Source organism: Microbispora corallina, assembly GCF_016863035.1.
GTDB lineage: Bacteria > Actinomycetota > Actinomycetes > Streptosporangiales > Streptosporangiaceae > Microbispora > Microbispora corallina.
Genome location: NZ_BOOC01000001.1, coordinates 38,931 through 64,361 on the forward strand (window position 1 = coordinate 38,931; position 25,431 = coordinate 64,361).

Here is a 25,431-nt window from a genome sequence, read left to right on the forward strand (position 1 = left end):
GGATAGACGGTTGTGGCATCACTTTCGCAGCCGCCGATGAAAGGCCGCTAAATTCGCGATAAAAGCGGCGCGATGTCACTTTCGATCCGTTCCCTTGTTCCTCGGGAGGGCCGGTGGTTAACGTCGTCGGCGAGAAACGGTCGGATATTGAGAAGGGGAATCCGCGAATGACTGTTGATGTCAGCGCCCTGCAGGAGAAGATTCGCGACATCATCGAGCAGGAACTCGAGCTGGAGCCCGGCGAGCTCACCGGGTCGGGTCATTTCATCGACGAATACGACGCGGACTCGCTGTCGCTCATCACGATTCTCGCCCGGATCGAGAAGGAGCTCGGCGTCGCGGTTCCGCAGGACGAGCTGCCGAACATGCCGAACCTGGACGGCGTCTACGCCGTGGTCACGAAGGTCGCCGGCCGGGAGCCCCAGAATGCCTGACCGGCGCGTCGCCGTTACCGGCCTGGGGGCGGTGAGCTGCATCGGCACCGGTGTCGAGGCGTTCACCGCCGCCATCCGGGAAGGGAGGAACGGCGCCTCCGAGATCTCGAGCTTCGACACGGACGGCTTCCCCTACACGGTGGCCTGCGAGGTCAAGGACTTCGAGCCGGAACGGCTGCTGCGGCGGATCGACACCGCCCGGTGGGGCCGCAGCGCGCTGTTCGCGGCCGCGGCCGCCCGGCTCGCGGTGGAGGACTCCGGCCTCGACCCCGGCGACCTGTCGGCCGCGCGGACCGGGTCCATCATGGGCACCACGGCCGGCGAGTCGCAGGTGCTCATGGAGGTCGTCGACCAGTGGATGAGCCAGGGCCTCAAGGCCGTGGACCCCCGCCTGGTGCCGATGGCCCCGGCCAGCCAGATCGCCAACGCGGTCAGCGCCGAGCTGCACCTGACCGGGGACTCGCAGACGATCCCCACGGCCTGCTCCGCGAGCAACATGGCCCTCGGCTACGCGTACGACCTCGTGCGGACCGGGCAGGCCGACTTCATGCTGGCGGGCGGCGCCGACGCGGTGAACCGCTCGTGCCACGCCGGGTTCTACCGGCTTGGCGCGCTCGCCGAGAAGGTCTGCCGGCCGTTCGACGTGAACCGCTCCGGCATCCTCACCGGTGAGGGCGGCGCCGTCCTCGTGCTGGAGCCCCTGGAGCACGCCCAGGCCCGCGGCGCGCGGATCTACGGCGAGGTGCTCGGCTACGGCGTCAACTGCGACGCAAAGCACATGGTGAACCCGGACGCGTCCAGCTTCGCCGAGTGCATCCGCATCGCCCACCGGTTCGCCGGGGTCGAGGCCTCCCAGGTCGGTTACATCTCGGCCCACGGCACCGGGACGCGGACCAACGACATCACCGAGGTCACCGCGGTCCGGGAGGCGTTCGGCGATCACATCCCGCCGATCAGCTCGGTCAAGTCCATGATCGGGCACACGATGGGCGCGGCCAGCGCCTTCGGCGCCATCGCCTGCCTCAAGGCGATCCAGGAGGGCTTCCTGCCCCCCACCGCCAACCTGGAGGAGCTGGACCCGGCCCTCGGCCCCGGCCTGGACGTCGTGCCGAACGTGGCCCGGCCCGGCCGGGTCGACGTCGCGCAGAACCAGGGACTCGCCTTCGGAGGCAACAACGTGGTGACCGTCTTCGGGAGGGTGGCATGACGGCCGGCGCGGCGGTGGCCGCGCCGGTCCGGCCGCTCCTCGTCACCGGGTGCGGGGTGGTCTCCCCCGCGGGCGTGGGGCTGGCCCCGCTGGCCGGGGCGCTGGAGAGCGGCCCCGCCGCCCCGGGCGCCCCGGAGGACTCGCCCGACGGGTACCCCCCGCAGCCGCTGTGGGCGCTGCCCGAGCTCCCGGTCGCCGAGCACCTCGGCACCAAGGGGCTGCGCCACGTCGACCGGTTCACGCTCATGGCCCTGATCGCCTGCCGGTCGGCGCTGCGGCAGGCGGGCGCCGAGGGCGACGGCGCGGACATCGGCGTGGTCGTCGCCACCAGCACGGGCAGCCTGCGGACGCTCTCGGAGGTCGCCTGCGACACCGTGCTGCAGGAGAAGCCGTACATGGTCAACCCGGGGAACTTCCCCAACGTGGTCATGAACGCCTGCGGCGGCCAGATCGCGATCAAGAACGGCCTGCGGGCCGTCAACTCCACGATCTCCGGCGGCCAGGTGTCGAGCCTGGCGGCCGTCCGGTTCGCCCGTACGGCGATCGAGGGCGGCCGCGCCTCCCGCGTGCTCGTCGGCGGCGTGGAGGAACTGGTGCCGATCTCGGCCTGGGGCTGGCACCTGTCGCAGGCCCTGGACGCGGAGGCGCCGATCGGCGAGGGCACGGCCATGTTCCTCCTCGAGGACGCCGAGGCGGCCCGGGAGGCCGGCCGCACCGGGCTGGCCGAGGTGCTGGCCTGCGAGGTCGGCTACCACGGCGTGGACGACGCCGACGGCAGGGCCCGCGGCCTGGCCGCGTGCGTCGGGCGGGCGCTGTCGCGCAGTGGAGTCCTCCCCGACGAGGTGGACGTGGTCTCCGTGGGCGCGGCGGGGCACCGGGACATGGAGGCCGTCGAGGAGCGGGCGCTGCGCGCCGCGCTGGGCCGCGACGTCCCCCTGATCCGGGCCGCCACCGCCGTGGGCGAGTGCTACAGCGCCAGCGGCGCCCTGCAGCTGGCCGCGCTGCTCGCCTCCTGGCAGGAGGCCCCGGACGGCGACCCCCGCACCGGCCTCGTGACCAGCGTGGGCGACGACGGCAACGTGGGCTGCCTGGTGGTGCGCCGATGGCTCTGAACGTCGCGTGCGTCGGCAAGAGCTACCCGCCCAGCGAGCCGTACGAGGTGGGGCGGGAGAAGATCTGGGAGTTCGCGAACGCGATCCGCGACCCCAACCCCGTCTACCGGGACCCGGAGGCGGCGCGGGCGCACGGCCACCCGGACGTCATCGCCCCGCCGAGCTTCCCCATGGTGATCTCGCTGGAGGCCGAGCGCCAGGTCGTGTACGACCCGGAGCTCGGCGCCCGGAACCAGGTGCGGTTCGTCCACCGGGAGCAGCGGTTCGCCTACCGGCGGCCGATCCGCGCCGGGGACGTCCTCACCGTGACGGTCTCCATCGCGGCCATCGACATCATCGGTGACAACGACGTCATCACGTTCGAGAGCCGGATCGACGCCGGGGGCGACGAGCACGTGTGCACGGCGAAGTCGACGTTCGTCATGTTCGATCCCGAGAGGAAGGGCGAGCCCGCACCATGACCACGGTCATCACCCGTCCGGCGCCGGCCAGGCGCCGCTACGACGACGTGGAGCCCGGCACGAGGCTCCCGGGCCGCACCGTCACGGTCCAGCGCGGGGACCTCGTCCGGTACGGCGGGGCCTCGTGCGACTACAACACGATCCACTGGGACGAGCGGACGGCCGAGGCCATCGGCCTGCCGCACCCCATCGCACACGGCATGTTCACCATGGCCCTCGCCCTGTCCGTGGTCTCGGACTGGGCGGGCGACCCGGCGGCCGTCGTCGACTTCGGCGGCCGCTTCCCCCGGCTGGTCCCCGTGCCCAACGACGGGAAGGGCGTCCTGCTGGAGGTCGAGGCCGTCGTGGTGGAGAAGCTCGAGGCCCCGAACGTGCGGGTCAGCGTCGCCGTCCGCCTGGACGGCGCGAAGGTGCTCACGATGCCGCGGACGATCGTAGCCCTGGCATAGGGCGCGTCCCCACCTCGAGGATCTCCCGCTGCAGGCGGCGCACCTCGGGCGAGGGCTCCAGCCCCAGCTCCCGGTCGAGCACCCTGCGCAGGTCGTGGAAGGCGGTCAGCGCCTCCCCCCGCCGGCCCACCCTGTGCAGGGTCTCGATCAGCCGGGCGTGGAACCACTCGTTCAGCGGATTGGCCGCCACCAGGCCCCGCAGCTCGCCCACCAGCTCCCGGTGGCGGCCCAGCCGCATGTCGGCCTCGATCCGCAGCTCGAGCGCCCTGATCCGCGCCTCCTCCAGCTGGGCGAGGTGGCGGGTCAGGACGGGGCCGCAGGCCACGTTGCCGAGCGGCCTGCCCCGCCACAGGGCGAGCGCCTCGCGCAGGACGGCCGCCCCCTCGGCCGTCTCCCCCCGGGCGACCCCGGCCGCCCCGCGCTCCGCGAGCCGCCGGAACCGCTCGGCGTCGACCTGCTCCCCCGCCACCTGCAGCACATATCCGGTGGGCTCGGTCAGCAGCGGCGCCGGAGGGTCGCCGTCGGCCCCCAGAAGCCGGCGCAGCCGGTAGACGTGCGTGTGCAGCGACTGCAGGGCCGTCCGCGGCGGCGCGTCCTCCCACAGCTCCTCGACCAGCGTCTCCACCGGGACGACCTGGCCCGGCCGCATCAGCAGCAGGGCGAGGACCTGACGGACCTTGGGCCCCGGCGGTATCACCACGCGGTTTCCTGAACGTATCGCCAACGAGCCGAGAACAGTGAAAATACGCATTTCCAATTTCTCCCGAATAATTGGGATCGTATGGTGCCTGGTCCTCGGTGTTCGATCCGAACGTAATCAGGAGCCCCCACCTGGCTGCAACGCCGGGACCCTCAAGTGCCGCCAAAGACGCAGCACCATGCGCCTTTCGGGGCATCGATTACCTCCCAAGTGACATCCCGTCAGCCTCGAAGAGAAGTCCATATCCCGATAAAGTCGGAAACCGGTCTGCCATCTCGAAAGGAAGCCCGATGCCGCTGAATCCGGCGTTCAAGGGCCGGGTCTACCCGCCGACCGAGCCGTACGAGGTCGGCCGCGAGAAGATCCGCGAGTTCGCCGAGGCGATCGGCGAGCCCGACCCCGCCGCGGACCCGGACGGCCCGGTGGTCGCGCCCCCGACGTTCGCGATCGTGCTCACGATGCGGGCCGAGCGGCAGGCGGTGTTCGACCCCGAGCTCGGGCTCGACCTGTCCCGCCTGCTCCACCGGGAGCAGCGGTTCGACTACACCCGCCCGATCGTGGCCGGCGACCGGCTCACGGTCACCGTGCGGGTCGAGGACGTGGGCGGCGCCGGTCCCGCCGACGTGCTGACCCTGTCCAGCGCCGTGACCACGACGGGCGGCGAGCACGTCTGCACGGCCACCGCCACGCTCGTGACCATGGGAGACGAGGATGCCTGACGTCCCGCGCTACTCGGCCGTCCGGGTCGGGGACCGGCTGCCCCGCCTCACCCACCCGATCCGCCGCTACGACCTGGTCCGCTACGCCGGCGCCTCGGGAGACTTCAACCCCATCCACTGGAGCGAGAGCGCGGCCGAGGGGGCCGGGCTGCCCGGCCTCGTCGCCCACGGCATGCTCACCTTCGGCGTGGCGATGCGCCTGGTGAACGAGTGGGCGGGCCGCCCCGGGCGGGTGAGCGGCTGCGGCGCCCGGTTCACCCGGCCCGTCGTCGTGCCCGACGGGTACGACGGCACCGAGGTGGTGGTGGAGGGGGTCGTGGCCGAGAAGCTGCCCGGCTCCCGGGTGCGGATCGACCTGACCGTGCGGCACGGCGGCGAGAAGGTGCTCGCCCGCCCGCGCGCCGTGGTCGCGCTCGACGACTGACGACCCGACCGGCGGGCCCGAGCGGCGGGCCCGGCCGAGAGCGACGACGAGGAAGGCCCGGCTGCAATGCGACTGTTCGTCGGCGGATACTCCTGGACCGAGACCCTCGCCAGGGGCGTGCGCGTCGTGATGACCGATCCCGCGACCGGCGGGCTGGTGCTCACCGGCTCGTTCACCGACATCCCCAACCCCTTCCACCTGCTGCCGTCCCCTTCGGGGCGGACGCTCTACGTGGCCGCCAACGTGCCGGACGGCCGGGTGCACGTCCTCGGCGTCGGGCGGCACGGCTCGCTGGAGCACCGGGGCGAGCGCCCGGCCCTCGGCGCCGGCACCGTCCACCTGTCCCTGCACCCGTCGGGACGGCACCTGCTCGCGGTCAACCACGACTCGGGCGAGGTCGTCGTCTTCCCCGTGGAGGACGACGAGCTGCTCGGCCCGGCCGTGGACGTCGTGCGCCACGACGGGAAGGGCCCCGACCCGGTCAATCAGGCCGGGCCCCACCCGCACATGACCGCGACCGACCACACCGGGACGTTCGTCCTCGTGCCGGACAAGGGCGACGACCACGTCCACGTGTACCGGTTCTCCGCGTCCAGCGGGCACCTGTCGGCCCTCGGACGGACCCACCTCGGCGAGGGCGTCGGCCCGCGCCACCTCGTCTTCCACCCCTCGGGCCGGTACGTCTACGTCGTCGGCGAGCTCCAGCCGGTCATCGTGGTGTGCGGCTTCGACACGTCCGGGGCCCTGTGGCCGCTGGGCTCGGTGCGCACGGTGCCCGACGAGGCGGACGGCTGGATCGCGCCCTCCGCCATCGTGATCTCGGCCGACGGGCGGTACGTCTACGCGGCCAACCGGGGCCACGAGAGCGTGGCCGTCTTCGAGGTGGCCGCCGGGGGCGCGGTGCTGAAGCGGACCGGGGAGCACCGGTTCGGCGACCCGTTCACCACCATGCCGTGGGACCTGCTCGTCGATCCCTCGGGCACGGTCGTGTACGTGGCCAACCAGATGGCGGGGACGGTCGCCGCGCTGTCCGTCGACCCGGAGACGGGCCTGCTGGGGGCGCTGGGCGCGCCGGTGGCGGTGCCCGACGCGGCCTGCCTGGTGGCCGCGCCCGCCTGATCCCCGCCCGGTGTCCCGGGCCTGCGAGCGAACGAAGCCCTCCGGCCGGCGCCGGAGGGCTTCGCGCGTGCGGGGAGTCTCAGAAGTCGCCGAAGAGGCGGGTCGACTCGGCCTCGTGGGCCAGCCGGCGCAGCGACGCGAGGATCGTGTCGCCCATGGCGGTCCAGATGACGACGCCCTCGACGATGCTGTCGAGATCGCCGCGGTGCAGCAGCGTCTTCACCTCGTCGGCGGCCACGCGCTCGGCGGCGTCGGCGTAGGAGCCGAGGACCTTGGCGAAGTCGTCCTGGCCGAGCCGCCGCATGGTGGCGAGCGCGTCGGCCAGCGTGCGGCGGGCGGGGTTGGTGGGCTTGACCTGCCAGCCGCGTTCCTCCAGCAGCCGGTCGACCTCGGCGACGGCCTCCTGCCACGCCTCGTCCTCGGTGTAGTCGCGCGGCGCGGTCATCACGTACTGCGCCTTACCGATGGTGTCGAGCTGGGAGACGCCGGTGGAGAACATCAGGGAGAGCACCTCGCGGGCCGAGGCGATGGACAGGCCGCCCACCTCGACGAGGGCGCGCGCCAGCTTGAGGCGGCGCACGTGCGCCTCGCCGTACTGGGCCTGGTTGGGCCCGGTCCGCTCCCCCGGCGGGAGCAGCCCCTCCCGCGTGTAGTACTTGATCGTGGGGATGGGAACGCCGGTGCGCCTGCTCAGCTCAGCGATCCTCATGGTGTCTCTCCCTGTCGCCGCCTCCAAGGATAGATCCTGGTCGCGTCCGGCGTACCACGCCCGATTGCGCGGCACACCGGACGCCGTCAGGCGCTCAGGCGCTGACCTCGCGCACCGGCGCCGGCTCGGCGGGCCGCTCGCGCGGCGGGGACGGAGGGACGAGCGCGGCGCACAGTGTGGCCGCGGCGACCATCGCGGCGCCGCCCCACAGCGCCGCCCGCAGGCCCGAGGTGAACGACGCCGCCGTCGCGTAGCCGCCCGTCACCGCGAACACCTCGGCCAGCACGGCCACGCCGAGGACCACCCCGACCTGGCGCAGCGCGTTGTTGACGCCCGACGCGAGGCCCTCCTCCGAAGGGGACGCGAAGTCGAGGGTCTGCCGGGCGCTCAGCGCGAAGAACAGGCCCATGCCGGCCCCGGCGACCACCATGGCCGGCAGCAGCAGGAGATAGGACACGCCGGGCTCGGCCACGACGGCGAGCCACCCGAGCGAGGCGGCCTGCAGGGCGCATCCCGCGATCATGAGCCGCCGCACGCCGAGGCGTTCGCCGAAGATCCCGGCGAGCGGCGCCACGAGCAGCGGCATGGCGGTCCACGGCAGCGTGCGCAACCCGGCCTGCACGGGCGAGTAGGCGAGCACGTTCTGCAGGTACTGCGTCAGCAGGAAGACCGCGCCGAACATGCCGCCCTGGACGAGCAGGGCGACGGCGTTCGACAGCGTGAAGCCGCGCCGCCGGAACAGGTGCGGCGGCAGCACGGGATGGGGCGCCCGCCTCTCCCACGCCACGGTGGCCGCCAGCAGCGCCGCCCCGGCGGCCAGCGAACCCACCACCTGCGCGTCGCCCCACCCGAGCGCCGAGCTGCGCACCAGCCCGTAGACGACGCCGAGCAGGCCGCCGGTGACGAGCAGCGTGCCGCGGACGTCGAGCCGCGCGTACGGGCCGTGGCTCTCGGCCAGGCGGGCGAGGGCGAGCGGCAGCAGCAGCACGCCGATCGGGACGTTCAGCCAGAAGACCCAGTGCCAGTCGCCGAGCTGGACGATCATGCCGCCGACCCACGGGCCGAGGGCGATGGCGAGTCCGCTCATCCCGCTCAGGCCGGCGATGGCGATGCCGCGGCGCCTCTCGCCGACGGCCGTGACGACGAGCGTCAGCGACAGCGGGAAGATGACCGACCCGCCGACGCCCTGGAGCACCCGGGCGGCCACGAGCATCCCGGCGGTGCCGGACAGGGCGGCGGCCGCGGACGCGACGGTGAACAGCGCGACGCCCGCGACGAAGACGGTCCTGCGGCCGAAGCGGTCGCCCAGGATGGCCGCGCCCAGCAGCAGGATCGCGAACGACAGGGTGTAGGCGTTGACCGTCCACTCCAGGCTCTCGAGCGAGGCGTGCAGGTCGCGCCGGATCGTCGGCAACGCGGTGGTGACGATCAGGTTGTCGAGCGACGCCATGAACGCCGCGGTCCCCGTGATCAGAAAGGTGGCTAAGGCTCCGCCACGAACGCTCATCGTCCGGCCTCCAGTGATGACCTCTTGCCCCCCAACTTAGATAGTGGATAGTATCACTATCGATAATTAGATGGATAGTAATGCTCACCGCTATCTACGGTGGAGGCGTACATGTTCCGCACACTCGGCCGCTTCGCCATCCGAAGCCGCCGCTGGATCATGCTCGGGACCCTGCTGTTCGTCGTGTTCGCCGCCGTCTGGGGCACGGGCGTGTTCGGCCGCCTCGGCGGCGGCGCCGGGTTCGACGACCCCGGCAGCCCGTCGGTGCACGCCGACAACGTGCTGGCCGGCCCCCTCGGCCGGTACGCCAACGACGTCGTCGTCCTCTATGAGAGCGACCACCTCACCGTCGACGACCCCGCCTTCGCCGAGCCGGTGAAGCGGGCCCTGGCCGCCGTGCCGCGCGGTGACGTGACGCGGCTCGACTCGTACTGGTCGACCGGCTCCGCCGGCTACGTCTCGAAGGACCGGCACGCCACGTACGCGGCGGTGCAGCTGCGCTCGCCCGACGACCAGGTCCGCGTGCAGCAGCTGCGCAAGATCCAGGACAGCTTCGCGGTGCCCGGGCTGACCGTGAGGTTCGGCGGCACCACCTCGATGACCGACCAGGTCAACCGGCTCACGCTGCGCGACCTCGGCCTCGCCGAGGCGATCTCGACGCCGATCCTGCTGATCCTGCTGATCGTGGTGTTCCGCAGCGTCCTGGCCGCCACGCTGCCGCTGGTCATCGGCTTCACGGCGGCGCTGGGCTCGCTCGCGCTGCTGCGCTTCGTGACGCTGTTCGCCGACATCTCGACGTTCGCCATCCAGGTGATCAGCATCCTCGGCCTGGGCCTGGCGATCGACTACGCGCTGCTGGCCGTGACCCGGTTCCGCGAGGAGCTGTCGTCCGGCGCGTCCGTGGACGCCGCGGTCGAGCGGACGATGGCGACGGCGGGGCGGACGATCACGTTCTCCGGCGTCGTGGTGGCCATGTCGTTCGCCGGCCTCACGCTCTTCCCCTCGCGGTTCCTGCTGTCGATGGGCTACGCGGGCGCGGGCACCGTGGTCGTGGCCGTCGTGGCCTCGCTGACCGTGCTCCCGGCGCTGCTGAAGATCATGGGCACCCGGCTCAACCCGGCGCGGGTGCGCGTGATCGACCCCACGACCGGCCGGTGGTACCGGGTCGCCCACGCCGTCATGCGCCGCCCGCTGGCGAGCACGCTCGGCATCGTCGTCGTCCTGGTCGCCCTCGGCCTGCCGTTCCTCGGGGTGAACTGGGCGCGGCCCGGCGACTGGGTGCTCCCGGCGAACGCTGACGCCCGCGCCGTCACCCAGGAGGTGGGACAGCGCTTCGCGGCCGATCCCGGCAAGCTCGTGACGGCCGTCGTCGAGTCGCCCCGCGCGCTCGACAGAGGCGCCCTGGACGCCTACGCCGCCCGCCTCGACGCGGTCCCGGGCGTGAACGGCGCCAGGGTCACCGGCGCCGCCGGCGACCAGGCCCGGCTCACGCTCGGCTACGCCATGGACCCGATGTCCCGCGACGCCCGCCGGATGGTGGACGGCCTGCGGGCCGTCGCCCCGCCCCCCGGGACCACGGCCGCGTTCACCGGCATGCCCGCCTCCCGGGTGGACATCGTCGACATGGTCACCTCCCGGATGCCGTGGATGGCGCTGTTCGTGACCGTCGTGTCGTTCGTCGTGCTGTTCCTGGCCTTCGGGTCCGTGGTGCTGCCGGTGAAGTCGGTGCTGCTCAACCTGCTGTCGCTGTCGGCCTCCTTCGGCGCGATCAAGCTGATCTTCCAGGACGGCTGGCTCGACGGCGTGCTCAACTTCGTCCCGGTCGGCGCGGTGGACGTGAACTTCCCCGTGCTCATCGTGGCCATCGCCTTCGGCCTGGCCATGGACTACGAGGTGTTCCTGCTGTCGCGGGTCCGCGAGGAGTACGAGCGCACGGGCGACGTCGCCGAGTCGATGGCCCGGGGGCTGCAGCGGACGGCCCGCGTCATCACGAGCGCGGCCCTGCTGGTGGCCGTGGTCGTGGGCGGGTTCGTCCTGTCCGGGATCACGTTCATGAAGATGGCCGGCGTCGGCCTGGTGATCGCCGTCGCCGTCGACGCCACGATCGTGCGCGGCCTGCTCGTCCCGGCGACGATGCGGCTGCTCGGCCGGTGGGCCTGGTGGGCCCCGGCTCCGCTGGCCGCCTGGTGGCGCCGCCACGGCGTGCCCGAGCACGGGCACGGGCACGACGCCGCCCCCGCCGCGCCCGCCGAGGTCGCGCCGCGGCCCGCCTGACCCCCGACACTCAGGGAGATCACATGCAGTACGAAGTGCTCGGCCGCACCGGGGTGACGGTGAGCCGGCTGTGCCTTGGAGCGATGATGTTCGGGTCGTGGGGCAATCCCGACCACGACGACTCGATAAAGATCATCCACCACGCCCTCGAGAACGGCGTCAACTTCATCGACACCTCCGACAACTACTCGGCCGGGGAGTCGGAGGAGATCGTCGGCAAGGCCCTCGCGCAGGCGGGGGCCCGGGACCGGGTGGTCCTCGCGACCAAGTGCCACTTCCCCATGGGCGCCGACCCCAACATGCGGGGCAACTCCCGCCGCTGGATCACGCAGGAGGTGGACAACAGCCTGCGCCGGCTCGGCACGGACTGGATCGACCTCTACCAGATCCACCGTCCCGACCCCTCCACGGACATCGACGAGACGCTGAGCGCGCTGACCGACCTGGTTCGGGCCGGCAAGATCCGCTACTTCGGCACCTCGACGTTCCCGGCCCACCTCATCGTGGAGGCGCAGCTCGTGGCCGCCCGCGGGTTCCGCGAGCGGTTCTCCGCCGAGCAGGCGCCGTACTCGATCCTCGTTCGAGGGATCGAGCGCGACGTGCTCCCGGTCTGCCGGCAGTACCGGGTGGGCGTGCTGACCTGGAGCCCGCTCGCCGGCGGCTGGCTCACCGGCCGGTACCGCAAGGACCAGGAGGTCCCGTTCAGCATGCGCAGCTTCGTCGTGCCCGGCAGGTACGACATGGAGCTGCCCGCCAACCAGCGCAAGCTGGAGATCGTCGAGGAGCTGGCCCTGCTGGCCGAGCGCGCCGGGATCAGTCTCATCGACCTCGCCCTGGCCTTCACGCTCCGCCATCCCTCGGTCACCTCGGTTATCATCGGCCCGCGTACCACAGAGCACCTTGACAGTCAGCTCGGAGCGGTGTCGGTCGAGCTGACCGGCGACGTGCTCGACGAGATCGACCGGATCGTCCCGCCAGGCACCACGCTCAATCCGCACGACGAGGGCTGGCAGCACCCTGAGCTGGCCGACCCCGCTCTGCGGCGGAGATAGTACAGAATTACACGAATAAAAATCTCTTTACACGGGATTAACATGACCTGATTCTCAACACGCTTCTCTACTATCCGTCATGAACGCAGAAACCCCTCCCCTGCCCATTGCCGAGAAACGCTCGATTTCTAGATAATTGTGGCGATCGATGCCTGCGGAATCGCGGGCCAGCACCATGTGACGGTCGTAACGCGGACCCCCCTTCTGGTCCGTGGCCAAAGTCGGGGGCGAACAAGGTGCAGGGGATCGGATATGGCGGAAAGCACGTCGCCGGAGGTGCTCGTACGGAGCCCGGCGTTACTGCAGGTGTACGAATCCCGCCTGCGTGAGCTGGCGAGTCCCGTGGTCCAGGACCCCCTGGTCTGGCGGGAGTGGCGCAGGCAGACGGAGAGTCTCCTGGAGCTCTGCGCGGAGTCCGGCGGGGGCCGGCCCGCGCGGGCGGCGATCGAGCCGCCGAGCCCGGCCGTACGCGCGGTCGGGCTCGTGGCGGCCAGCGCCGCCTGGGCGGAGCTGTTCCAGGCGGTGGCCGACCACCTGGCCGGGACGGCCTGGGACCCCGTGGAACGGGAACGGCCGCGCGACCACGTGCTGCCGGCGCTGAACCGGGCGATCCTCACGCTCGTGGGCGCCTTCGGCGCCGAGGCCGAGGCGGAGACGCTCGACCGGATCGGCGCCGAGCAGGAGCGGATCCGGATGGTCGTCGCCCGGGACGTGCACGACTGGGTGGGCAGCAGCATCAGCCTGGCCATGCGCCGGCTCGACCTCTACGAGCTGCGCCGCGGGACGCCCGAGGCGCAGGACGACCTGCGTCAGGTGCGCCAGGCGCTGAACGAGGCCTGGGAGACCGTACGGCGGCTGGTGAAGGGCCTGCGGCCCTGGCCGCCCAGGATCGGCCTGGAGGGCTCGCTGCGCGCGTTCGCCGAGGCGGTGAAGCCGCCGGGCGTGGGCCTGGAGGTGTCCGTGCGCGGCGAGGAGTCGTCCCTGCCCGTGGACGTGCGCGCCGAACTGCTGGCCATCATCAGGGAGGCCCTGCGCAACGCGCTCGCCCACGCCGGGGCCGGCGGCGTCAGCGCCCACGCCGAGATCCTGCCGGGGAAGGTGGTGGCCGTCGTCCAGGACGACGGCGCCGGGCTCGACCCCGGCCGGGCCTGGCACGGGGCCGGCCTCGCCTCCATGCGGGAGCGCACCGAGCTCCTCGCGGGCGAGTTCCGCATGAGCAGCCATCCGTCCGGTGGGACGAGGATCGACATCTCCGTGCCTCTCGGAGGGCGCCCGCATGAGCATTGAGCATCCCATCCGCATCGTCGTGGCCGACGACCACACGCTCCTGCGCGAGGCGCTCTGCGAGCTCCTGCGCTCCGAGCCCGACTTCCGCGTCGCCGGCCAGGCCGGGGACGGCCGCGCCGTCGTCTCCACGGTCGCCGCGGTCCGTCCCGACATCGTTCTTCTGGACGTCGAGATGCCGGGCCACCCGCCCGCGTACACGCTGAACCAGATCGCGCACGTGTCGCCGCACAGCACGGTCGTCGTGCTGACGATGCACGACGACCCGCACCTGGTGCAGGAGATGCTGTCGGCGGGCGCCCGGGGCTACCTGCACAAGGGCGTGAGCTGGCAGGACCTGACGGCGGCCCTGCGCAGCGTGCACCGCAGCTCCCACCGGGTCATCGTCTCCCCGCGCCCGCCGAGGACCATCGCGCAGTCGGCCCCGCGGGCCCTGCTGACCGAGCGGGAGGAGGAGGTGCTGGCTCTGGTCGCCCGCGCGCTCAGCAACCGGCAGATCGCCGTCCAGCTGTCGATCACCGAGGGCACGGTCAAACGGCACCTGCGCAACATCTTCGGCAAACTCGGCGCCGTGTCGCGGCTCGACGCCGTGAACCGGGCGAAGGTCTCCGCGCCGGCCTTCACCTCGCCCGTCCCGGCGCCGGCCCTCCCGCCCGTACGGATCGAGCGGATGCCGTCCACCTCTTGCGAACCGGTCGGCCAGAATGGATCCTGGAGCTATCGATAGTTGAACTATCCATAGGAGGATTGGCCATGCCGCTCCGATGGCATCGCCCGCTGATGCTCTTCTGCGGCGCGCTCGGCGTGCTCGCCGTCGTCTGCGTGGCCGGGCTGGCGTTCGACGACCGGGTGCTGATGGGCGAGCCGATCTGGCTCAAGCCGCTCAAGTTCTGCCTGTCGTTCATCGCCTTCGGCACCGTGATCGCCTGGATACTCCCGCTGATGCGCCGCACCCCGGGCCTGGCCCGGCTGGCCGGCAACCTCCTCGTGACGGCCGGGATCATCGAGATCGTGCTGATCGTCACCCAGGTCCTCCGGGGCCGGCGCAGCCACTTCAACGAGTCGACGCCGCTCGACGCCGCGATCTTCGGGGTGATGGGCCTCACCATCACGTTCCTCTGGATCACCAGCATCGGGATCGGCGTGCTCGCCCTGCGGCAGCGGCTCGCGGACCGGCCGACGACCACCGCGCTGCGGCTCGCGCTGGTGCTGTCGGTCATCGGCATGGCGGTCGCCTTCCTGATGGTCGGACCCACTCCGGAACAGTCGCAGGCGCTGGCGGACGGCACGTTCGACGGCGTCATGGGGGCCCACAGCGTCGGCGTGCCTGACGGCGGCCCCGGCATGCCGCTCACCGACTGGAGCACCACGGGCGGGGATCTGCGCGTCCCGCACGCGGTGGGCCTGCACGCGCTGCAGGCGATCCCACTCGTGGCGGTCATCCTGTCCCTGGCGGGCCGGTGGGTGCCGGCGCTGCGCGACGAGGGCGTCCGGGTGGGCCTGATCCGGGTGGCCGCCGCGGGCTACCTGGCGCTGGTGGCGCTGCTGACCTGGCAGGCCCTGCGCGGGCAGCCGCTGGTCCGGCCGGACGCCGCGGTCCTCGGCGGGCTGGCCCTGATCGCGGCCGCGGTGGCGGCCGGGTCCCTGGCCGTGGTCCTGGCCCGGCGCAGGCGGCCGGTCGCCCCGGTCCTCACCCCGGTGCCCGAGGCGGGCGTGCGATGACCCAGGCGCTGTTCCAGCTCACGTTCCCGCTCGCCGTGCCGTTCTGGGCCCTGATGATCTTCGCTCCGGGCTGGTCGTGGACCCGAAGGATCGTGTCCTCGCCCCTGATCGTCGTGCCGCCGCTGCTCGTCTACCTGGCGCTCGTGATCCCGGACTTCGGCGGCCTGTGGGCCGCCGTGAGCCGCCCGGACCTGCGCGTCCTCGGCGACTTCTTCGGCAGCCCGGAGGGCGCGGCCGCCCTGTGGGCGCACCTCATCGGGTTCGACCTGTTCGTGGGCCGCTGGATGTACCTCGACTCCCGCGAACGGGGCGTCCCGCCGCTGGTGACGAGCCCCATCCTGGTGGTGACGATCCTGCTGTCCCCCATCGGGACGCTGCTCTACCTGGCCGCCCGCCTGCTCGCCCCGGCCCGCGCCGACCGGGCGCGGGTGGTGAGCCTCCAGCGCGGCTGACCTCCCGCCGGGCCCGGCCACGTCGTCGCGGGCGTGACCGGGCCCGGACGGGCCGCTGCGGCATCGGATCGGGTCGCGGCTCGCGCCACCGGCCCAGCGGCAGAGACGGCAGGAGGCCCTGGCGTCAGCTGGTGGGCACCTGCCAGCCGCGCTCGCGCAGCCCCTCGGTGAGGGCCGCGGCCGCCTCCGGCTGGACGTACAGCTCGGCGGCGCCGACCGGCAGCCCGGGGGCGTGCTCCAGCCGGATGTCCTCGATGTTGACGCCGGTCTCGCCCGCGGCCTGGACGAGGCGGGCCAGCTCTCCCGGCCGGTCGCCGATGACCACCTGCACCACGGCGTACGTGCGGGCCGGGCCGCCGTGCTTGCCGGGGATCCGGCTGGTGCCGGCGACGCCCCGGGACAGCAGGTCGGTGACGTCCCCGACGGCGTTGCCGTCGCCGGCGAGCGCCCGCAGCGCCCGGGCCGCGGCGGACAGGTCGGCCACGACGGCCTCCAGCACCTCGGCGACCGGGATCGCGTTGCCGGACAGGATCCCGGTCCACAGCGCCGGGTCGCTCGCCGCGATCCGGGTGACGTCCCGCACCCCCTGGCCGGACAGGCCGAGCGCGGCGTCCGGCGCCTCCGCGAGCCGGGCCGCGACGGCGGCGGCGGTGACGTGCGGCGCGTGGGAGACCACCGCCACCGCGCGGTCGTGCTCGCCGGCGTCCACCCGCACGGCGTTGCCGCCGCACAGCGCGATCAGCCCCTCGACGGCCGCGACAGCCTCAGGGGCCGCCTCCGGCGTGGGGCAGTACGCCCAGGGACGCCCCAGGAACAGGTCGGCGCGGGCCGCGGCCGGCCCCGACCGCTCGCGCCCCGCCAGGGGGTGTCCCGCCACGTACGCCGTCAGGTCGCAGCCCAGCTGGGCCGCCTGGGCGAGCGGCAGCACCTTGACGCTGGCCACGTCGGTGTAGACCCGGGCGGCGTCCCTCTTCTGCAGGTCGAGCAGTTGCTGGGCGACGAACTGCGGGGGCACCGCGACGACGGCGAGGTCCGCCCTGCTGTCGCCCGTCCAGTCCTCCCCCGCGCCCAGCTCCCGGGCGAGCCGCACGGCCGCCGGGTCGCGGTCGGCCAGGAACACGCGCACGTCCCGCTGGCGCAGCGCCAGCGCGATCGAGGTGCCGATCAGGCCCGTGCCGACAACGACCACGCTGCCGATGGCGGCGTCCTCGATGGGAGTCATCGTGCTCTTCCTACATGCCGTACGGAGGCCGGCGCGGGACCGGCCCTGGTCGATGTGTCCCCCCGTCCCGCCGGGCGCCGGCCCGGCGGGGGCCGCCCTACTGGGCGATGTCCACGCGCAGCGCCACGGCGCCCCGCAGGTACACGTGCTGGATGTCCTGCCGCGGCTTGCCGGTCCACACGTGGGCCATCAGGCGGACCACGCGCGGCAGCGCGCCGGGAACGTCGATCTCCGACGCGCACAGCAGCGGGACGTCGTGGAAGCCCAGCTTGCGCGCGGCGAGCGCGGGGAACTCCGCGGTGAGGTCGGGGGTCGCGGTGAAGATGACGCTGATGACGTCGTCCGTGGTGAGGCCGTTGCGCTCCATCACCTCGGTCACCAGCTCGGTCGTCCCGGCCAGGATCGACTCCCGATCATTGCCGTCGACCTGGATCGCCCCTCGGATCGCCCGCACCATGTCGTTCCCCTCTCGCCCTCTGGCAGGGGACGGGCGGAACCGCACCCGTCCCCTATCGCGCATATGAGCAATTGTCCCCGGCTTGCGCGTTTCGCCTGCCAGGCGGCAAGGCTACAGGCCGACGGCCGAGTACAGATCGCCGACTTCCTGCACCGTCAGCGTCCTGACGGTCCCCGGCTTGAGCCTGCCGAGCTTGACGGGCCCGAACTCGATGCGCGCCAGGTCGATCACCCGGTGGCCGACCGCCTCCATCATCCGCCGGACGATGTGCTTGCGCCCCTCGTGCAGGACGATCTCGACCAGCGCCTGCTGGCCGTGCTCCTGCACGATGCGGAACTCGTCGACCTTGGCCAGGCCGTCCTCCAGCTCCACGCCCTTGCGCAGGACGCGGTGCAGGTCGCGCGGGATCGGGCCGGGCACCTTGGCCCAGTACTTCTTCTGCACGCCGTAGCTCGGGTGCGTCAGCCGGTGGGCGAGCTCGCCGTCGTTGGTGAACAGCAGCAGGCCCTCGGTCTCGGTGTCGAGCCGGCCGACGTGGAACAGCCGCGGCGCCAGGTCCTGGACGTAGTCGTGCAGGCACGGGCGGCCCTCGGGGTCGTCCATGGTGCTGACCACGCCGATCGGCTTGTTCAGCGCGTAGTACACGGTCTCCGAGGACGTCGGGACGCGCTTGCCGTCCACCCGGATGACCTGCTTCACGGGGTCGACGCGGGCGCCGAAGCGGCGGACCACCTGGCCGTCGACCGTGACCCGGCCGTCGCCGATCATCTCCTCGCAGGCCCGGCGGCTGGCGATGCCCGCCGCCGCGAGGACCTTCTGCAGCCGCTCGCCGCCCGGCACCTCGGTGGTGTCGCGCTCGTCGGTGTAGTTCTCGTCGTAGAAGTCGGGGTCGCGCAGCGGCTGGCGCGCGCTCTTGAACGGGTTGCCGCCCTGGGCACCCCGGCCCTGCCGGGTCCCGGCGCCGGAACGGCCGCCGGCCGCGGACGAGCGCCGCGGGCCGTCCGAGCCGAAACGGCCGCGGGAGGCGCCTGCGCCGCCGATCGTCTGCACCTCGTCGCGGTCGCTCCCGGTCCGGGCGCCGCCGCGCGCCGCGCGGAGGCCCGGTGCGCCCTCGCGGTCGCCCGCGGTACGCCCGTAGCGGCCGCGCGTGCCGCCGCCCTCGCCGCGGAAGGAGGCGCGCTCCCGATCTCCACGGCCCGCGGCGTCCCGGCCGCCGTCACGGCCGAAGTCGCGACCTCGCCCGGAATCGCGCCCGGCGTCACGGCCGGAGTCGCGGTCGCGGCCACCGGAACGGCCGGGCTCACGGTCGCTGGACCGGCCGAAGTCGCGGTCACGGTCGCGCCCGCCGCCCGTACGGCCCGCGTCACGGTCACGGCCGAAGTCCCGGCCACGGCCGGAATCGCGTCCGGACTCGCGGTCACTGGAACGGCCGAAGTCGCGATCACGCTCGCGCCCGCCGCCCGTACGGCCGGACTCGCGGTCACGGCCGAAGTCCCGGTCGCGTCCGCCGCCCGTACGGCCCGAGTCACGGTCACGGCCGAAGTCGCGGTCGCGGCCGGACTCACGGAAGGAGTCGCGGGAGCCGTCGCGGTCGCCTTCTGGGCGGCCGTAGCGGCCCCGGGAGCCGCCGCGCTCGGCCCGGAAGGCGGCGCGGTCGTCGCCGCGGGAGAACGCGCCGGAGAAGCCGCGCGACGGGCGGCCCTCGTCGCGCCGGTCGCCCCCGCTCCGGGGGCCCCGGTCGGCGTCGCGGTAGCGGTCGCCCCGCGCGCCGCCGTCGTCGCCCCTCGACGGGCGGGACGGCCTGGAGTCGGCCCGGAAGGGCCGGGAGTCGGAACCGTGTCCGGATCGGGAACCCGTGCCGCGGGAGCCGCCCCGCCGGTCGCCCTGGGAGCGGAACTCGCTCCCGGACCCGCCGCGGGATCCGCGGGGTCCCTCCTGCCGACCGGTGTTCCGGCTCCGACCGCGTCCCTCACCGGACGGGGTGCCACGCCTGCTGTTCACTGCTTCTCCTCAAGGGTTTCCACGTCGTCCGGGAGGAACGGGGCGAGCTCGGGAAGCTCGTCGAGGCTCTTGAGCCCCAGTTTCTCCAGGAAGTAACTCGTCGTCCGGTAGAGCACGGCCTGGCTCTCCGGGTCGGTGCCGGCCTCCTCGACCAGCCCGCGCGCGACCAGCGTCCGCATGACGCCGTCGCTGTTCACACCGCGTACCGCCGCCACCCGGGCCCGGCTGACCGGCTGCCGGTAGGCGACCACGGCGAGGGTCTCCAGCGCGGCCTGCGTGAGCCGCGCCTGCTGGCCGTCCCTGACGAACCGCTCCACCAGCGGGGCGCACTCCGCCCGCGTGTAGAAGCGCCAGCCTCCGGCCACCTCTCGAAGGTCGAAACCCCGTCCGGCGGCCGTGTATTCCGCCGACAGTTCGCGCAGGGCCTTCGCGATCTCGCCCGTGGGCCGTTCCAGGACCTGGGCGAGGGTGATCTCGGCCACCGGTTCGTCCACGACCATGAGGACGGCCTCCAGGGCCGCCCGCAGGCTCTGGACGCCGTCGGGACGCTCGCCGGAGGCCGCCGAGTCGTCCCCGGAGGCTGGGGCGTCGTCGGGGCTCGGGACGTCCGGCACGTCCACGGGGACGCCGGGGGATCCCGCGGCCGGGCCGGCCGCCGGGTCGTCCCGGTCGTCCGTACGGGCGGGGCCGGCCTCGCCGGTTCCCTCGCTGCGTTCCATCGCTCCTCGCTCGTCCTCGACAGGCGACCCGGGGCGGCGTGCGCCCCGCCGCGGCCCGGTCACCGGAATCCGTCCCGCCGGCCCCAGTCAGGAGCCCGGACGGGCGTCGCCGGGGGCGGGGTCGCCGCCGTCGTCACCGTCCGCGGGCCCGTCCCCGCCGGGCCGGCCGCCGCCCTCGTCGTAGTCGTCGCCGACCGTCACGTCGCCGTCCGCGGCGCCCGTCCAGGAGACGTACAGGTCGCCGAGCGGTTCGAGCTGCTCGAACGCGACGGCGGACTCCCTGAACAGCTCGAGGACGGCCAGGAAGCGGGCGACGACCTCGTACGTGCCCCCGCAGTCGGCGGTCAGCGCCCGGAAGGTCGCCTTCTGGAGCCGCCGCAGCCGCTCGACAAGGATAGCGGCTTGCTCGCGGACGCTGGCGAGCGGTTGGTAGATGTGGGAGACCGACACGGCCGGCGGGGCCTTCGGCGTGAACGCCCTCGCGGCGATCTTGGCGAGCTGCTCGGGGCCGATGCCCAGCACGAGCTCCGGCAGCAGGTCGGCGAACCGCTTCTCCATCGGCACCGAACGGGGGAAGCGCAGCGCCTCCTCGGCCATCCGGGCCGTGAAGATCTTGCCGACCTCCTTGTACGCCCGATATTGCAGGAGCCGGGCGAACAGCAGGTCGCGGGCCTCCAGCAGGGCGAGGTCCTCCTCGTCCTCCACCTCGCCGGTGGGCAGCAGCCGGGCCGCCTTGAGGTCGAGGAGGGTGGCGGCGACGAGCAGGAAGTGGCTGGTCTGGTCGAGGTCCCACTCGGGGCCGCGGGAGCGGATGTAGGCGATGAACTCGTCGGTGACCTTGTGCAGGGACACCTCGGTGATGTCCAGCTTGTGCTTGGAGATCAGGCCGAGCAGCAGGTCGAAGGGGCCCTCGAAGACATCCAGGTGGACCTGGAAGCCGCCCTGGGCACCCGGCTCCTGCTCGGTCGCCTGATCCGTCACGCCTGCCATTCTCGCTCACCCGCCGGGCCCGGCCGCCGCCCCGGCGGCGGCCGAACGGGACCGGGCCGGGACGGAGACGGGGGCGCTCCGGTGGTCAGACTCGGGCGGGCCACCGGGCGAGCAGCTCGCGGGCCAGCTCGCGGTAGGCCGTGGCGCCCATCGACGCCGGGTCGAACTGCGTGATCGGCTCCCCGGCCAGGGTGGCGTCGGGGAAGCGGACCGTGCGGTTGATGACCGTGTGGAAGACCTTGTCGCCGAAGCCCTGCATGATCGTCTGGAGCACTTCCCGGGCGTGCAGCGTGCGCGGGTCGTACATGGTAGCCAGCAGGCCGTCGATCTCCAGGCTCTTGTTCAGCCGCTCCTGGACCTTGGTGATCGACTCCATGAGGAGCGCGACGCCGCGCAGCGCGAAGAACTCGCACTCCAGCGGGATGATCACGCTGTGCGCGCAGGTGAGGGCGTTGACCGTGAGCAGGCCGAGGGACGGCTGGCAGTCGATCAGGCAGATGTCGTAGTGCGGCAGGAGGGGCTCCAGCACCCGCTGCAGCGCGTACTCCCTGGCCACCTCGTTGACGAGCCTGATCTCCGCGCCGGACAGGAAGATGTTACTCGGCAGCAGCTGCATGCCGTCGACCGTGGTGTCGAGCAGGACATCCTCCAGGGTGACGTCCGGCTCCTCCATGAGCAGGTCGTAGACCGTGGCCTCGAGCGGCCGGGGGTCGATGCCGAGGCCGACCGAGAGCGCGCCCTGGGGGTCGAAGTCGACGAGCAGGACCCGCTGGCCCACCTCGGCCAGCGCGGCGCCGAGGTTGATCGTGGTCGTCGTCTTGCCGACGCCGCCCTTCTGGTTGACCATGGCGACGATGCGCGCGGGCCCGTGGGTCTGCGGAGGTGTGGGATCGGGGAACACCGGGCGGGGACGGCCGGTGGGCCCGATCGCGCCGGCGGCGGCGCCCGCGGTCCACGTCCCCTCTGTGGTGGCAGTCACCTGTTGGTCCTCCCTGACGGCGTCGAACCTGATCGAATCTAAAGGGTCGGCACCCGTGCGGCAAGGCGGCGCGCCCATGCCGCGGCGATCGGGGCCGGTCCGGGGGCGGCGCGCGCCGCCTCAGTGCAGCGCGCGGGGGTGGGCCGCCGCGTAGACCTCCCTGAGCCTGTCGACCGTGACCAGGGTGTACACCTGCGTGGTGGTCACCGAGGCGTGGCCGAGCAACTCCTGGACAACCCTAACGTCGGCGCCGCCGTCCAGGAGGTGTGTTGCGAACGAATGCCGCAACATATGCGGTGAAACCCCAGAAAGTCCGGCCCGTTCCGCGGCCGCCTGGAGCACCTCCCAGGCGCCCTGCCGGGTCAGCCTGCCGCCCCGCGCGTTGAGGAACAGGGCGGGCGTACCCCGGCCGTGCGCGGCGAGCAGGGGACGGGCCCGGACGAGGTACGCGTCGAGCGCGCGGCGGGCGAAGCGGCCGAGCGGCACGATCCGGGTCCGGCCGCCCTTGCCGCGCAGGCGCACCTGGTCCTGGTCGGCGTCCCGCTCGCGTGGGGACGAAATGAACGACGGCACCGGCCAGTCCGGCGAGCCGGACGACGGGAGCGACGTGCCGGACGAGGTGGGCACGTCGTCCACGGCCAGCCCGACGGCCTCGGAGATCCGGGCGCCCGTCCCGTACAGGACCTCCAGCAGCGCGCGGTTGCGCAGGGCGAGAGGGGAGTCCGCCGGGCCGCACGCGGCGATGAGCCGCTCGACCTCGGCGACCGTGATGGCCTTGGGCAGCCGCCGCAGCTGCCGCGGCGGCCGCACCTCGTGCGCGGGGTCGTGCCCGGACACGCCCTCCCGCAGGGCGAACCGGTGCAGGCCGCGCACGGCGGACACGGCGCGCGCGGCCGAGCTGGCCACCAGGGCCGGGTGGTCGTCGTCCCCCTCGCGCAGAGCGGCGAGGAAGGCGACGACGTCCGACTCGGCGACCTGGGAGAGCGTGTCCAGCCCCCGGGCCCGGAGATGGTCGAGGTATCGACGCAGGTCACGGCGGTAGGACGCGAGCGTGTTGGCAGACAGCCCCCGCTCCACCGCCAGATGGGCGAGGTAGCTGGACAGCACCGCCTCGGCCTCGCTCAGGACGTCCCCCTACGGACTCATGCCTCCGGCGCGTCGGCGGGACGAAGGCCCTTGAAACCGTCGGCGGAAGCGGCGTACGCGGCGAGGATACCGGCGACGGCCGGAGAATTGTGGATCATTCCGTTCAGGGCGCGGTCGACCGCCGCTCCCAGGGGAATCCACTCCACCGGCATGTCGGTCTCCTCGTGCTGGCGGACGAACCCGTTCTCCTCGTCGGGGATCGGCTCGAGGTCACGCGCGAGGAAGACCCTGATCCGCTCGTTCGACATCCCGGGCGAGGTGTAGAGGTCCACCAGCGTGTGCCACGTCCGGGCGCGGTAGGACGCCTCCTCGGCCAGCTCGCGGGCGGCGCAGGAGACCAGGGGCTCGCCCGGCACGTCGCGGATCCCGGCCGGGAGCTCCCACAGCAGGCGCCGGCAGGGGTGGCGGTACTGCCGCAGCAGCAGCACCCGGTCCTCCCCGTCCAGCGCCAGCACCGCGACCGAGCCGGGGTGGACGACGTAGTCGCGGTCGGCCGTCACCGCGCCCGGCATCACCACGGTGTCGGTCCGTACGGTGATGACCCGCCCGGCGAACCGGTCGGCGGAGGCGACGACCGGCCACGACTCCTCGGTGTCCTGGATGTTCACCTCGGGGTTCACTTGGCCCGGCCCGCCTTCGCGGAGGTCTCCCGGGCGTCGGCGTACACCAGGGCGGCCTGGATCAGCCCCTTGAACAGGGGATGCGCCCGCGTCGGCCGCGACCGGAACTCGGGGTGGGCCTGGGTGCCGACGAAGAACGGGTGCTGCTCGGCCGCCAGCTCCGCGTACTCGACGAGCCGGCCGTCGGGCGACAGGCCGGAGAAGACCATGCCGACCTTCTCCAGCCGCTCCCGGAAGGAGTTGTTCACCTCGTACCGGTGGCGGTGCCGCTCCTCCACCTTGGCCTTGCCGTACAGCTGGCGGGCGAGGGTGCCCTCGGCCAGCTTGGCCGGGTAGAGGCCGAGGCGCATGGTGCCGCCCATGTCGCGCTCGCCCGCGACGACGTCCTCCTGGTCGGCCATCGTGGAGATCACCGGGTCGGGGGTCTTCGGGTCGAACTCGGTGCTGTCGGCGTCCGGGATGCCGGCCAGGTTGCGGGCCGCCTCGATCACCATGCACTGCATGCCGAGGCAGATGCCGAGCAGCGGCACCTTCCGCTCGCGGGCGTGCCGGACGGCGCCGACCTTGCCCTCGATGCCGCGCACGCCGAACCCGCCGGGGATCAGCACGCCGTCGACGCCGTCCAGCTCGCGGTCCGCGCCCTCGGGGGTCTCGCAGTCGTCGCTCTTGACCCACCGGATGTTGACCCGGGCGTCGTTGGCGAAGCCGCCCGCGCGCAGGGCCTCGGTGACCGACAGGTACGCGTCGGGCAGGTCGATGTACTTGCCGACCAGCGCGATCGTGACCTCGGTGGCCGGGCGGTGCACGCGGCGCAGGACCTGGTCCCACTCGGTCCAGTCCACGTCGCGGAACGGCAGGCCGAGCCGCCTGACGACGTACGCGTCGAGGCCCTCGGCGTGCAGCACCTTGGGGATGTCGTAGATCGAGGCGGCGTCGACGGCGGACACGACGGCGTCCTCGTCCACGTCGCACATCAGGCTGATCTTGCGCTTCAGCGACGTCGTGATCGGCCGGTCGGAGCGGCAGACGATGGCGTCGGGCTGGATGCCGATGCTGCGCAGCGCGGCCACCGAGTGCTGGGTCGGCTTGGTCTTCAGCTCGCCGCTCGGGCCGATGTACGGCAGCAGCGACACGTGCAGGAAGAACACGTTGTCACGGCCGACCTCGTGGCGGACCTGCCGGACAGCCTCCAGGAACGGCAGCGACTCGATGTCGCCGACGGTGCCGCCCACCTCGGTGATCACGACGTCGACCTCGGGACCCGCCATGCCGCGGATCCGGTCCTTGATCTCGTTGGTGATGTGCGGGATCACCTGGACGGTGTCGCCGAGGTACTCCCCGCGCCGCTCCTTGGCGATGACGTTGGAGTAGACCTGCCCGGTCGTGACGTTCGCGGACCCGTGCAGCTCGGTGTCGAGGAACCGCTCGTAGTGGCCGACGTCGAGGTCGGTCTCGGCCCCGTCGTCGGTGACGAACACCTCGCCGTGCTGGAACGGGTTCATGGTGCCGGGGTCGACGTTGAGGTAGGGGTCGAGTTTCTGCATCGTGACCCGGAGGCCGCGAAGCTTGAGGAGGCGCCCGAGGCTGGAGGCCGTGAGCCCCTTGCCCAAACTGGAGGCGACGCCGCCGGTGACGAACAGATGCTTGGTTTGTGCGGCGCTGCGCAAATAAG

Annotated in this window: 26 protein-coding genes; 14 read left to right on the forward strand and 12 right to left on the reverse strand. The window is 72.8% G+C overall.

Annotation, left to right across the window (positions count from 1 at the left end; translation table 11 throughout):
* The first annotated feature begins 113 nt into the window (after window positions 1-113).
* From Mco01_RS00210 to Mco01_RS00230, 5 genes are read left to right on the forward strand one after another with little or no spacing between them, the layout of a single operon-like run.
* Window positions 114-434 (forward strand): acyl carrier protein, encoded by a 321-nt coding sequence (locus Mco01_RS00210; protein WP_198167008.1) that lies wholly within the window; start codon window positions 114-116, stop codon window positions 432-434.
* Window positions 427-1,641 (forward strand): beta-ketoacyl-[acyl-carrier-protein] synthase family protein, encoded by a 1,215-nt coding sequence (locus Mco01_RS00215; RefSeq protein ID WP_204054880.1) that lies wholly within the window; start codon window positions 427-429, stop codon window positions 1,639-1,641. Before Mco01_RS00210 ends, Mco01_RS00215 begins: the two co-directional genes overlap by 8 nt.
* Window positions 1,638-2,753, forward strand: coding sequence for a beta-ketoacyl synthase N-terminal-like domain-containing protein (locus tag Mco01_RS00220; RefSeq protein ID WP_204054881.1), 1,116 nt, complete (start codon window positions 1,638-1,640; stop codon window positions 2,751-2,753). Before Mco01_RS00215 ends, Mco01_RS00220 begins: the two co-directional genes overlap by 4 nt.
* Window positions 2,744-3,214: an FAS1-like dehydratase domain-containing protein gene (locus tag Mco01_RS00225; RefSeq protein ID WP_204054882.1), complete on the forward strand. Its 471-nt coding sequence runs from the start codon at window positions 2,744-2,746 to the stop codon at window positions 3,212-3,214. The genes Mco01_RS00220 and Mco01_RS00225 overlap by 10 nt, the downstream gene beginning before the upstream one ends.
* Window positions 3,211-3,663 (forward strand): MaoC/PaaZ C-terminal domain-containing protein, encoded by a 453-nt coding sequence (locus Mco01_RS00230; protein WP_204054883.1) that lies wholly within the window; start codon window positions 3,211-3,213, stop codon window positions 3,661-3,663. Before Mco01_RS00225 ends, Mco01_RS00230 begins: the two co-directional genes overlap by 4 nt.
* Here Mco01_RS00230 and Mco01_RS00235 read toward each other — a convergent pair.
* Window positions 3,629-4,363: an AfsR/SARP family transcriptional regulator gene (locus Mco01_RS00235; protein ID WP_204054884.1), complete on the reverse strand. Its 735-nt coding sequence runs from the start codon at window positions 4,361-4,363 to the stop codon at window positions 3,629-3,631. The two genes, Mco01_RS00230 and Mco01_RS00235, sit on opposite strands and share 35 nt — an antisense overlap.
* A gap of 290 nt (window positions 4,364-4,653) precedes the next feature.
* On the opposite strand from Mco01_RS00235, the gene Mco01_RS00240 reads away from it, so the two are divergent.
* The 3 genes from Mco01_RS00240 to Mco01_RS00250 all read left to right on the forward strand — a co-directional run bounded on the left by Mco01_RS00240 (window position 4,654) and on the right by Mco01_RS00250 (window position 6,625).
* Window positions 4,654-5,082 (forward strand): FAS1-like dehydratase domain-containing protein, encoded by a 429-nt coding sequence (locus Mco01_RS00240; RefSeq protein WP_204054885.1) that lies wholly within the window; start codon window positions 4,654-4,656, stop codon window positions 5,080-5,082.
* A complete protein-coding gene (locus tag Mco01_RS00245) occupies window positions 5,075-5,506 on the forward strand; it encodes a MaoC/PaaZ C-terminal domain-containing protein (protein WP_204054886.1) in 432 nt (143 codons plus the stop codon). Before Mco01_RS00240 ends, Mco01_RS00245 begins: the two co-directional genes overlap by 8 nt.
* A 66-nt stretch (window positions 5,507-5,572) precedes the next feature.
* Entirely contained in the window at window positions 5,573-6,625 is a 1,053-nt protein-coding gene (locus tag Mco01_RS00250; protein ID WP_204054887.1) for a lactonase family protein, read from the forward strand.
* Between the two features lie 79 nt (window positions 6,626-6,704).
* Here the strand turns inward: Mco01_RS00250 and Mco01_RS00255 are convergent, their stop codons facing one another.
* Window positions 6,705-7,334 carry a MerR family transcriptional regulator gene (locus Mco01_RS00255; RefSeq protein WP_204054888.1) on the reverse strand — a complete coding sequence of 210 codons (630 nt, stop codon included), beginning with the start codon at window positions 7,332-7,334 and terminating at the stop codon, window positions 6,705-6,707.
* A gap of 94 nt (window positions 7,335-7,428) precedes the next feature.
* Window positions 7,429-8,841, reverse strand: coding sequence for an MFS transporter (locus Mco01_RS00260; RefSeq protein WP_204054889.1), 1,413 nt, complete (start codon window positions 8,839-8,841; stop codon window positions 7,429-7,431).
* A gap of 111 nt (window positions 8,842-8,952) precedes the next feature.
* On the opposite strand from Mco01_RS00260, the gene Mco01_RS00265 reads away from it, so the two are divergent.
* The 6 genes from Mco01_RS00265 (at window position 8,953) to Mco01_RS00290 (ending at window position 15,625) form a co-directional block, all read left to right on the forward strand.
* Window positions 8,953-11,115: an MMPL family transporter gene (locus tag Mco01_RS00265; protein WP_204054890.1), complete on the forward strand. Its 2,163-nt coding sequence runs from the start codon at window positions 8,953-8,955 to the stop codon at window positions 11,113-11,115.
* A 23-nt stretch (window positions 11,116-11,138) separates the two neighbouring features.
* Window positions 11,139-12,167 carry an aldo/keto reductase gene (locus tag Mco01_RS00270; RefSeq protein ID WP_204054891.1) on the forward strand — a complete coding sequence of 343 codons (1,029 nt, stop codon included), beginning with the start codon at window positions 11,139-11,141 and terminating at the stop codon, window positions 12,165-12,167.
* Between the two features lie 252 nt (window positions 12,168-12,419).
* On the forward strand, window positions 12,420-13,454 hold the full coding sequence (locus Mco01_RS00275) for a sensor histidine kinase (protein WP_204054892.1): 1,035 nt from the start codon (window positions 12,420-12,422) through the stop codon (window positions 13,452-13,454).
* Entirely contained in the window at window positions 13,444-14,178 is a 735-nt protein-coding gene (locus tag Mco01_RS00280; protein ID WP_204054893.1) for a response regulator, read from the forward strand. Before Mco01_RS00275 ends, Mco01_RS00280 begins: the two co-directional genes overlap by 11 nt.
* A gap of 26 nt (window positions 14,179-14,204) precedes the next feature.
* On the forward strand, window positions 14,205-15,173 hold the full coding sequence (locus tag Mco01_RS00285) for a hypothetical protein (RefSeq protein ID WP_204054894.1): 969 nt from the start codon (window positions 14,205-14,207) through the stop codon (window positions 15,171-15,173).
* Window positions 15,170-15,625: an ABA4-like family protein gene (locus Mco01_RS00290; protein WP_204054895.1), complete on the forward strand. Its 456-nt coding sequence runs from the start codon at window positions 15,170-15,172 to the stop codon at window positions 15,623-15,625. The genes Mco01_RS00285 and Mco01_RS00290 overlap by 4 nt, the downstream gene beginning before the upstream one ends.
* Window positions 15,626-15,749: 124 nt before the next feature.
* Here Mco01_RS00290 and Mco01_RS00295 read toward each other — a convergent pair whose 3' ends face one another.
* From Mco01_RS00295 to pyrG, 9 genes are all read right to left on the reverse strand, one after another.
* Window positions 15,750-16,847 (reverse strand): prephenate dehydrogenase, encoded by a 1,098-nt coding sequence (locus tag Mco01_RS00295; protein ID WP_204054896.1) that lies wholly within the window; start codon window positions 16,845-16,847, stop codon window positions 15,750-15,752.
* A 97-nt stretch (window positions 16,848-16,944) separates the two neighbouring features.
* Entirely contained in the window at window positions 16,945-17,304 is a 360-nt protein-coding gene (gene aroH / locus Mco01_RS00300) for a chorismate mutase (protein ID WP_204054897.1), read from the reverse strand.
* A gap of 111 nt (window positions 17,305-17,415) precedes the next feature.
* Window positions 17,416-19,305, reverse strand: a complete 1,890-nt coding sequence (locus tag Mco01_RS00305) for a pseudouridine synthase (protein WP_204054898.1) — start codon at window positions 19,303-19,305, stop codon at window positions 17,416-17,418.
* Complete coding sequence (scpB, locus tag Mco01_RS00310; protein ID WP_204054899.1) at window positions 19,302-20,024, reverse strand: SMC-Scp complex subunit ScpB; 723 nt, start codon at window positions 20,022-20,024, stop codon at window positions 19,302-19,304. Before scpB ends, Mco01_RS00305 begins: the two co-directional genes overlap by 4 nt.
* An 87-nt stretch (window positions 20,025-20,111) precedes the next feature.
* Entirely contained in the window at window positions 20,112-21,014 is a 903-nt protein-coding gene (locus Mco01_RS00315; RefSeq protein ID WP_204054900.1) for a segregation and condensation protein A, read from the reverse strand.
* Between the two features lie 85 nt (window positions 21,015-21,099).
* Window positions 21,100-21,993, reverse strand: coding sequence for a ParA family protein (locus Mco01_RS00320; protein WP_036321220.1), 894 nt, complete (start codon window positions 21,991-21,993; stop codon window positions 21,100-21,102).
* A 120-nt stretch (window positions 21,994-22,113) separates the two neighbouring features.
* Entirely contained in the window at window positions 22,114-23,100 is a 987-nt protein-coding gene (locus Mco01_RS00325; RefSeq protein ID WP_239103227.1) for a site-specific tyrosine recombinase XerD, read from the reverse strand.
* 35 nt (window positions 23,101-23,135) lie between these two features.
* A complete protein-coding gene (locus Mco01_RS00330) occupies window positions 23,136-23,759 on the reverse strand; it encodes an NUDIX domain-containing protein (RefSeq protein WP_239103228.1) in 624 nt (207 codons plus the stop codon).
* The gene (gene pyrG / locus Mco01_RS00335; RefSeq protein WP_204054901.1) at window positions 23,756-25,426 is read right to left on the reverse strand and encodes a CTP synthase; all 1,671 of its coding nucleotides are present in this window, start codon (window positions 25,424-25,426) and stop codon (window positions 23,756-23,758) included. The genes Mco01_RS00330 and pyrG overlap by 4 nt, the downstream gene beginning before the upstream one ends.
* Between the last annotated feature and the right edge of the window lie 5 nt (window positions 25,427-25,431).

Excerpts from the sequence above, each read along its gene's own strand:
- Mco01_RS00275 (WP_204054892.1), top strand. The coding sequence starts at position 12,420 with ATGGCGGAAAGCACGTCGCCGGAGGTGCTCGTACGGAGCCCGGCGTTA.
- Mco01_RS00290 (WP_204054895.1), top strand. The coding sequence starts at position 15,170 with ATGACCCAGGCGCTGTTCCAGCTCACGTTCCCGCTCGCCGTGCCGTTC.
- scpB (WP_204054899.1), bottom strand. The coding sequence starts at position 20,024 with ATGGAACGCAGCGAGGGAACCGGCGAGGCCGGCCCCGCCCGTACGGAC.
- Mco01_RS00265 (WP_204054890.1), top strand. The coding sequence starts at position 8,953 with ATGTTCCGCACACTCGGCCGCTTCGCCATCCGAAGCCGCCGCTGGATC.
- Mco01_RS00230 (WP_204054883.1), top strand. The coding sequence starts at position 3,211 with ATGACCACGGTCATCACCCGTCCGGCGCCGGCCAGGCGCCGCTACGAC.
- Mco01_RS00225 (WP_204054882.1), top strand. The coding sequence starts at position 2,744 with ATGGCTCTGAACGTCGCGTGCGTCGGCAAGAGCTACCCGCCCAGCGAG.
- Mco01_RS00250 (WP_204054887.1), top strand. The coding sequence starts at position 5,573 with ATGCGACTGTTCGTCGGCGGATACTCCTGGACCGAGACCCTCGCCAGG.
- Mco01_RS00245 (WP_204054886.1), top strand. The coding sequence starts at position 5,075 with ATGCCTGACGTCCCGCGCTACTCGGCCGTCCGGGTCGGGGACCGGCTG.
- Mco01_RS00255 (WP_204054888.1), bottom strand. The coding sequence starts at position 7,334 with ATGAGGATCGCTGAGCTGAGCAGGCGCACCGGCGTTCCCATCCCCACG.
- Mco01_RS00315 (WP_204054900.1), bottom strand. The coding sequence starts at position 21,014 with ATGGCAGGCGTGACGGATCAGGCGACCGAGCAGGAGCCGGGTGCCCAG.
- Mco01_RS00220 (WP_204054881.1), top strand. The coding sequence starts at position 1,638 with ATGACGGCCGGCGCGGCGGTGGCCGCGCCGGTCCGGCCGCTCCTCGTC.
- Mco01_RS00240 (WP_204054885.1), top strand. The coding sequence starts at position 4,654 with ATGCCGCTGAATCCGGCGTTCAAGGGCCGGGTCTACCCGCCGACCGAG.
- aroH (WP_204054897.1), bottom strand. The coding sequence starts at position 17,304 with ATGGTGCGGGCGATCCGAGGGGCGATCCAGGTCGACGGCAATGATCGG.
- Mco01_RS00215 (WP_204054880.1), top strand. The coding sequence starts at position 427 with ATGCCTGACCGGCGCGTCGCCGTTACCGGCCTGGGGGCGGTGAGCTGC.
- Mco01_RS00285 (WP_204054894.1), top strand. The coding sequence starts at position 14,205 with ATGCCGCTCCGATGGCATCGCCCGCTGATGCTCTTCTGCGGCGCGCTC.
- Mco01_RS00260 (WP_204054889.1), bottom strand. The coding sequence starts at position 8,841 with ATGAGCGTTCGTGGCGGAGCCTTAGCCACCTTTCTGATCACGGGGACC.
- Mco01_RS00270 (WP_204054891.1), top strand. The coding sequence starts at position 11,139 with ATGCAGTACGAAGTGCTCGGCCGCACCGGGGTGACGGTGAGCCGGCTG.
- Mco01_RS00280 (WP_204054893.1), top strand. The coding sequence starts at position 13,444 with ATGAGCATTGAGCATCCCATCCGCATCGTCGTGGCCGACGACCACACG.
- Mco01_RS00295 (WP_204054896.1), bottom strand. The coding sequence starts at position 16,847 with ATGACTCCCATCGAGGACGCCGCCATCGGCAGCGTGGTCGTTGTCGGC.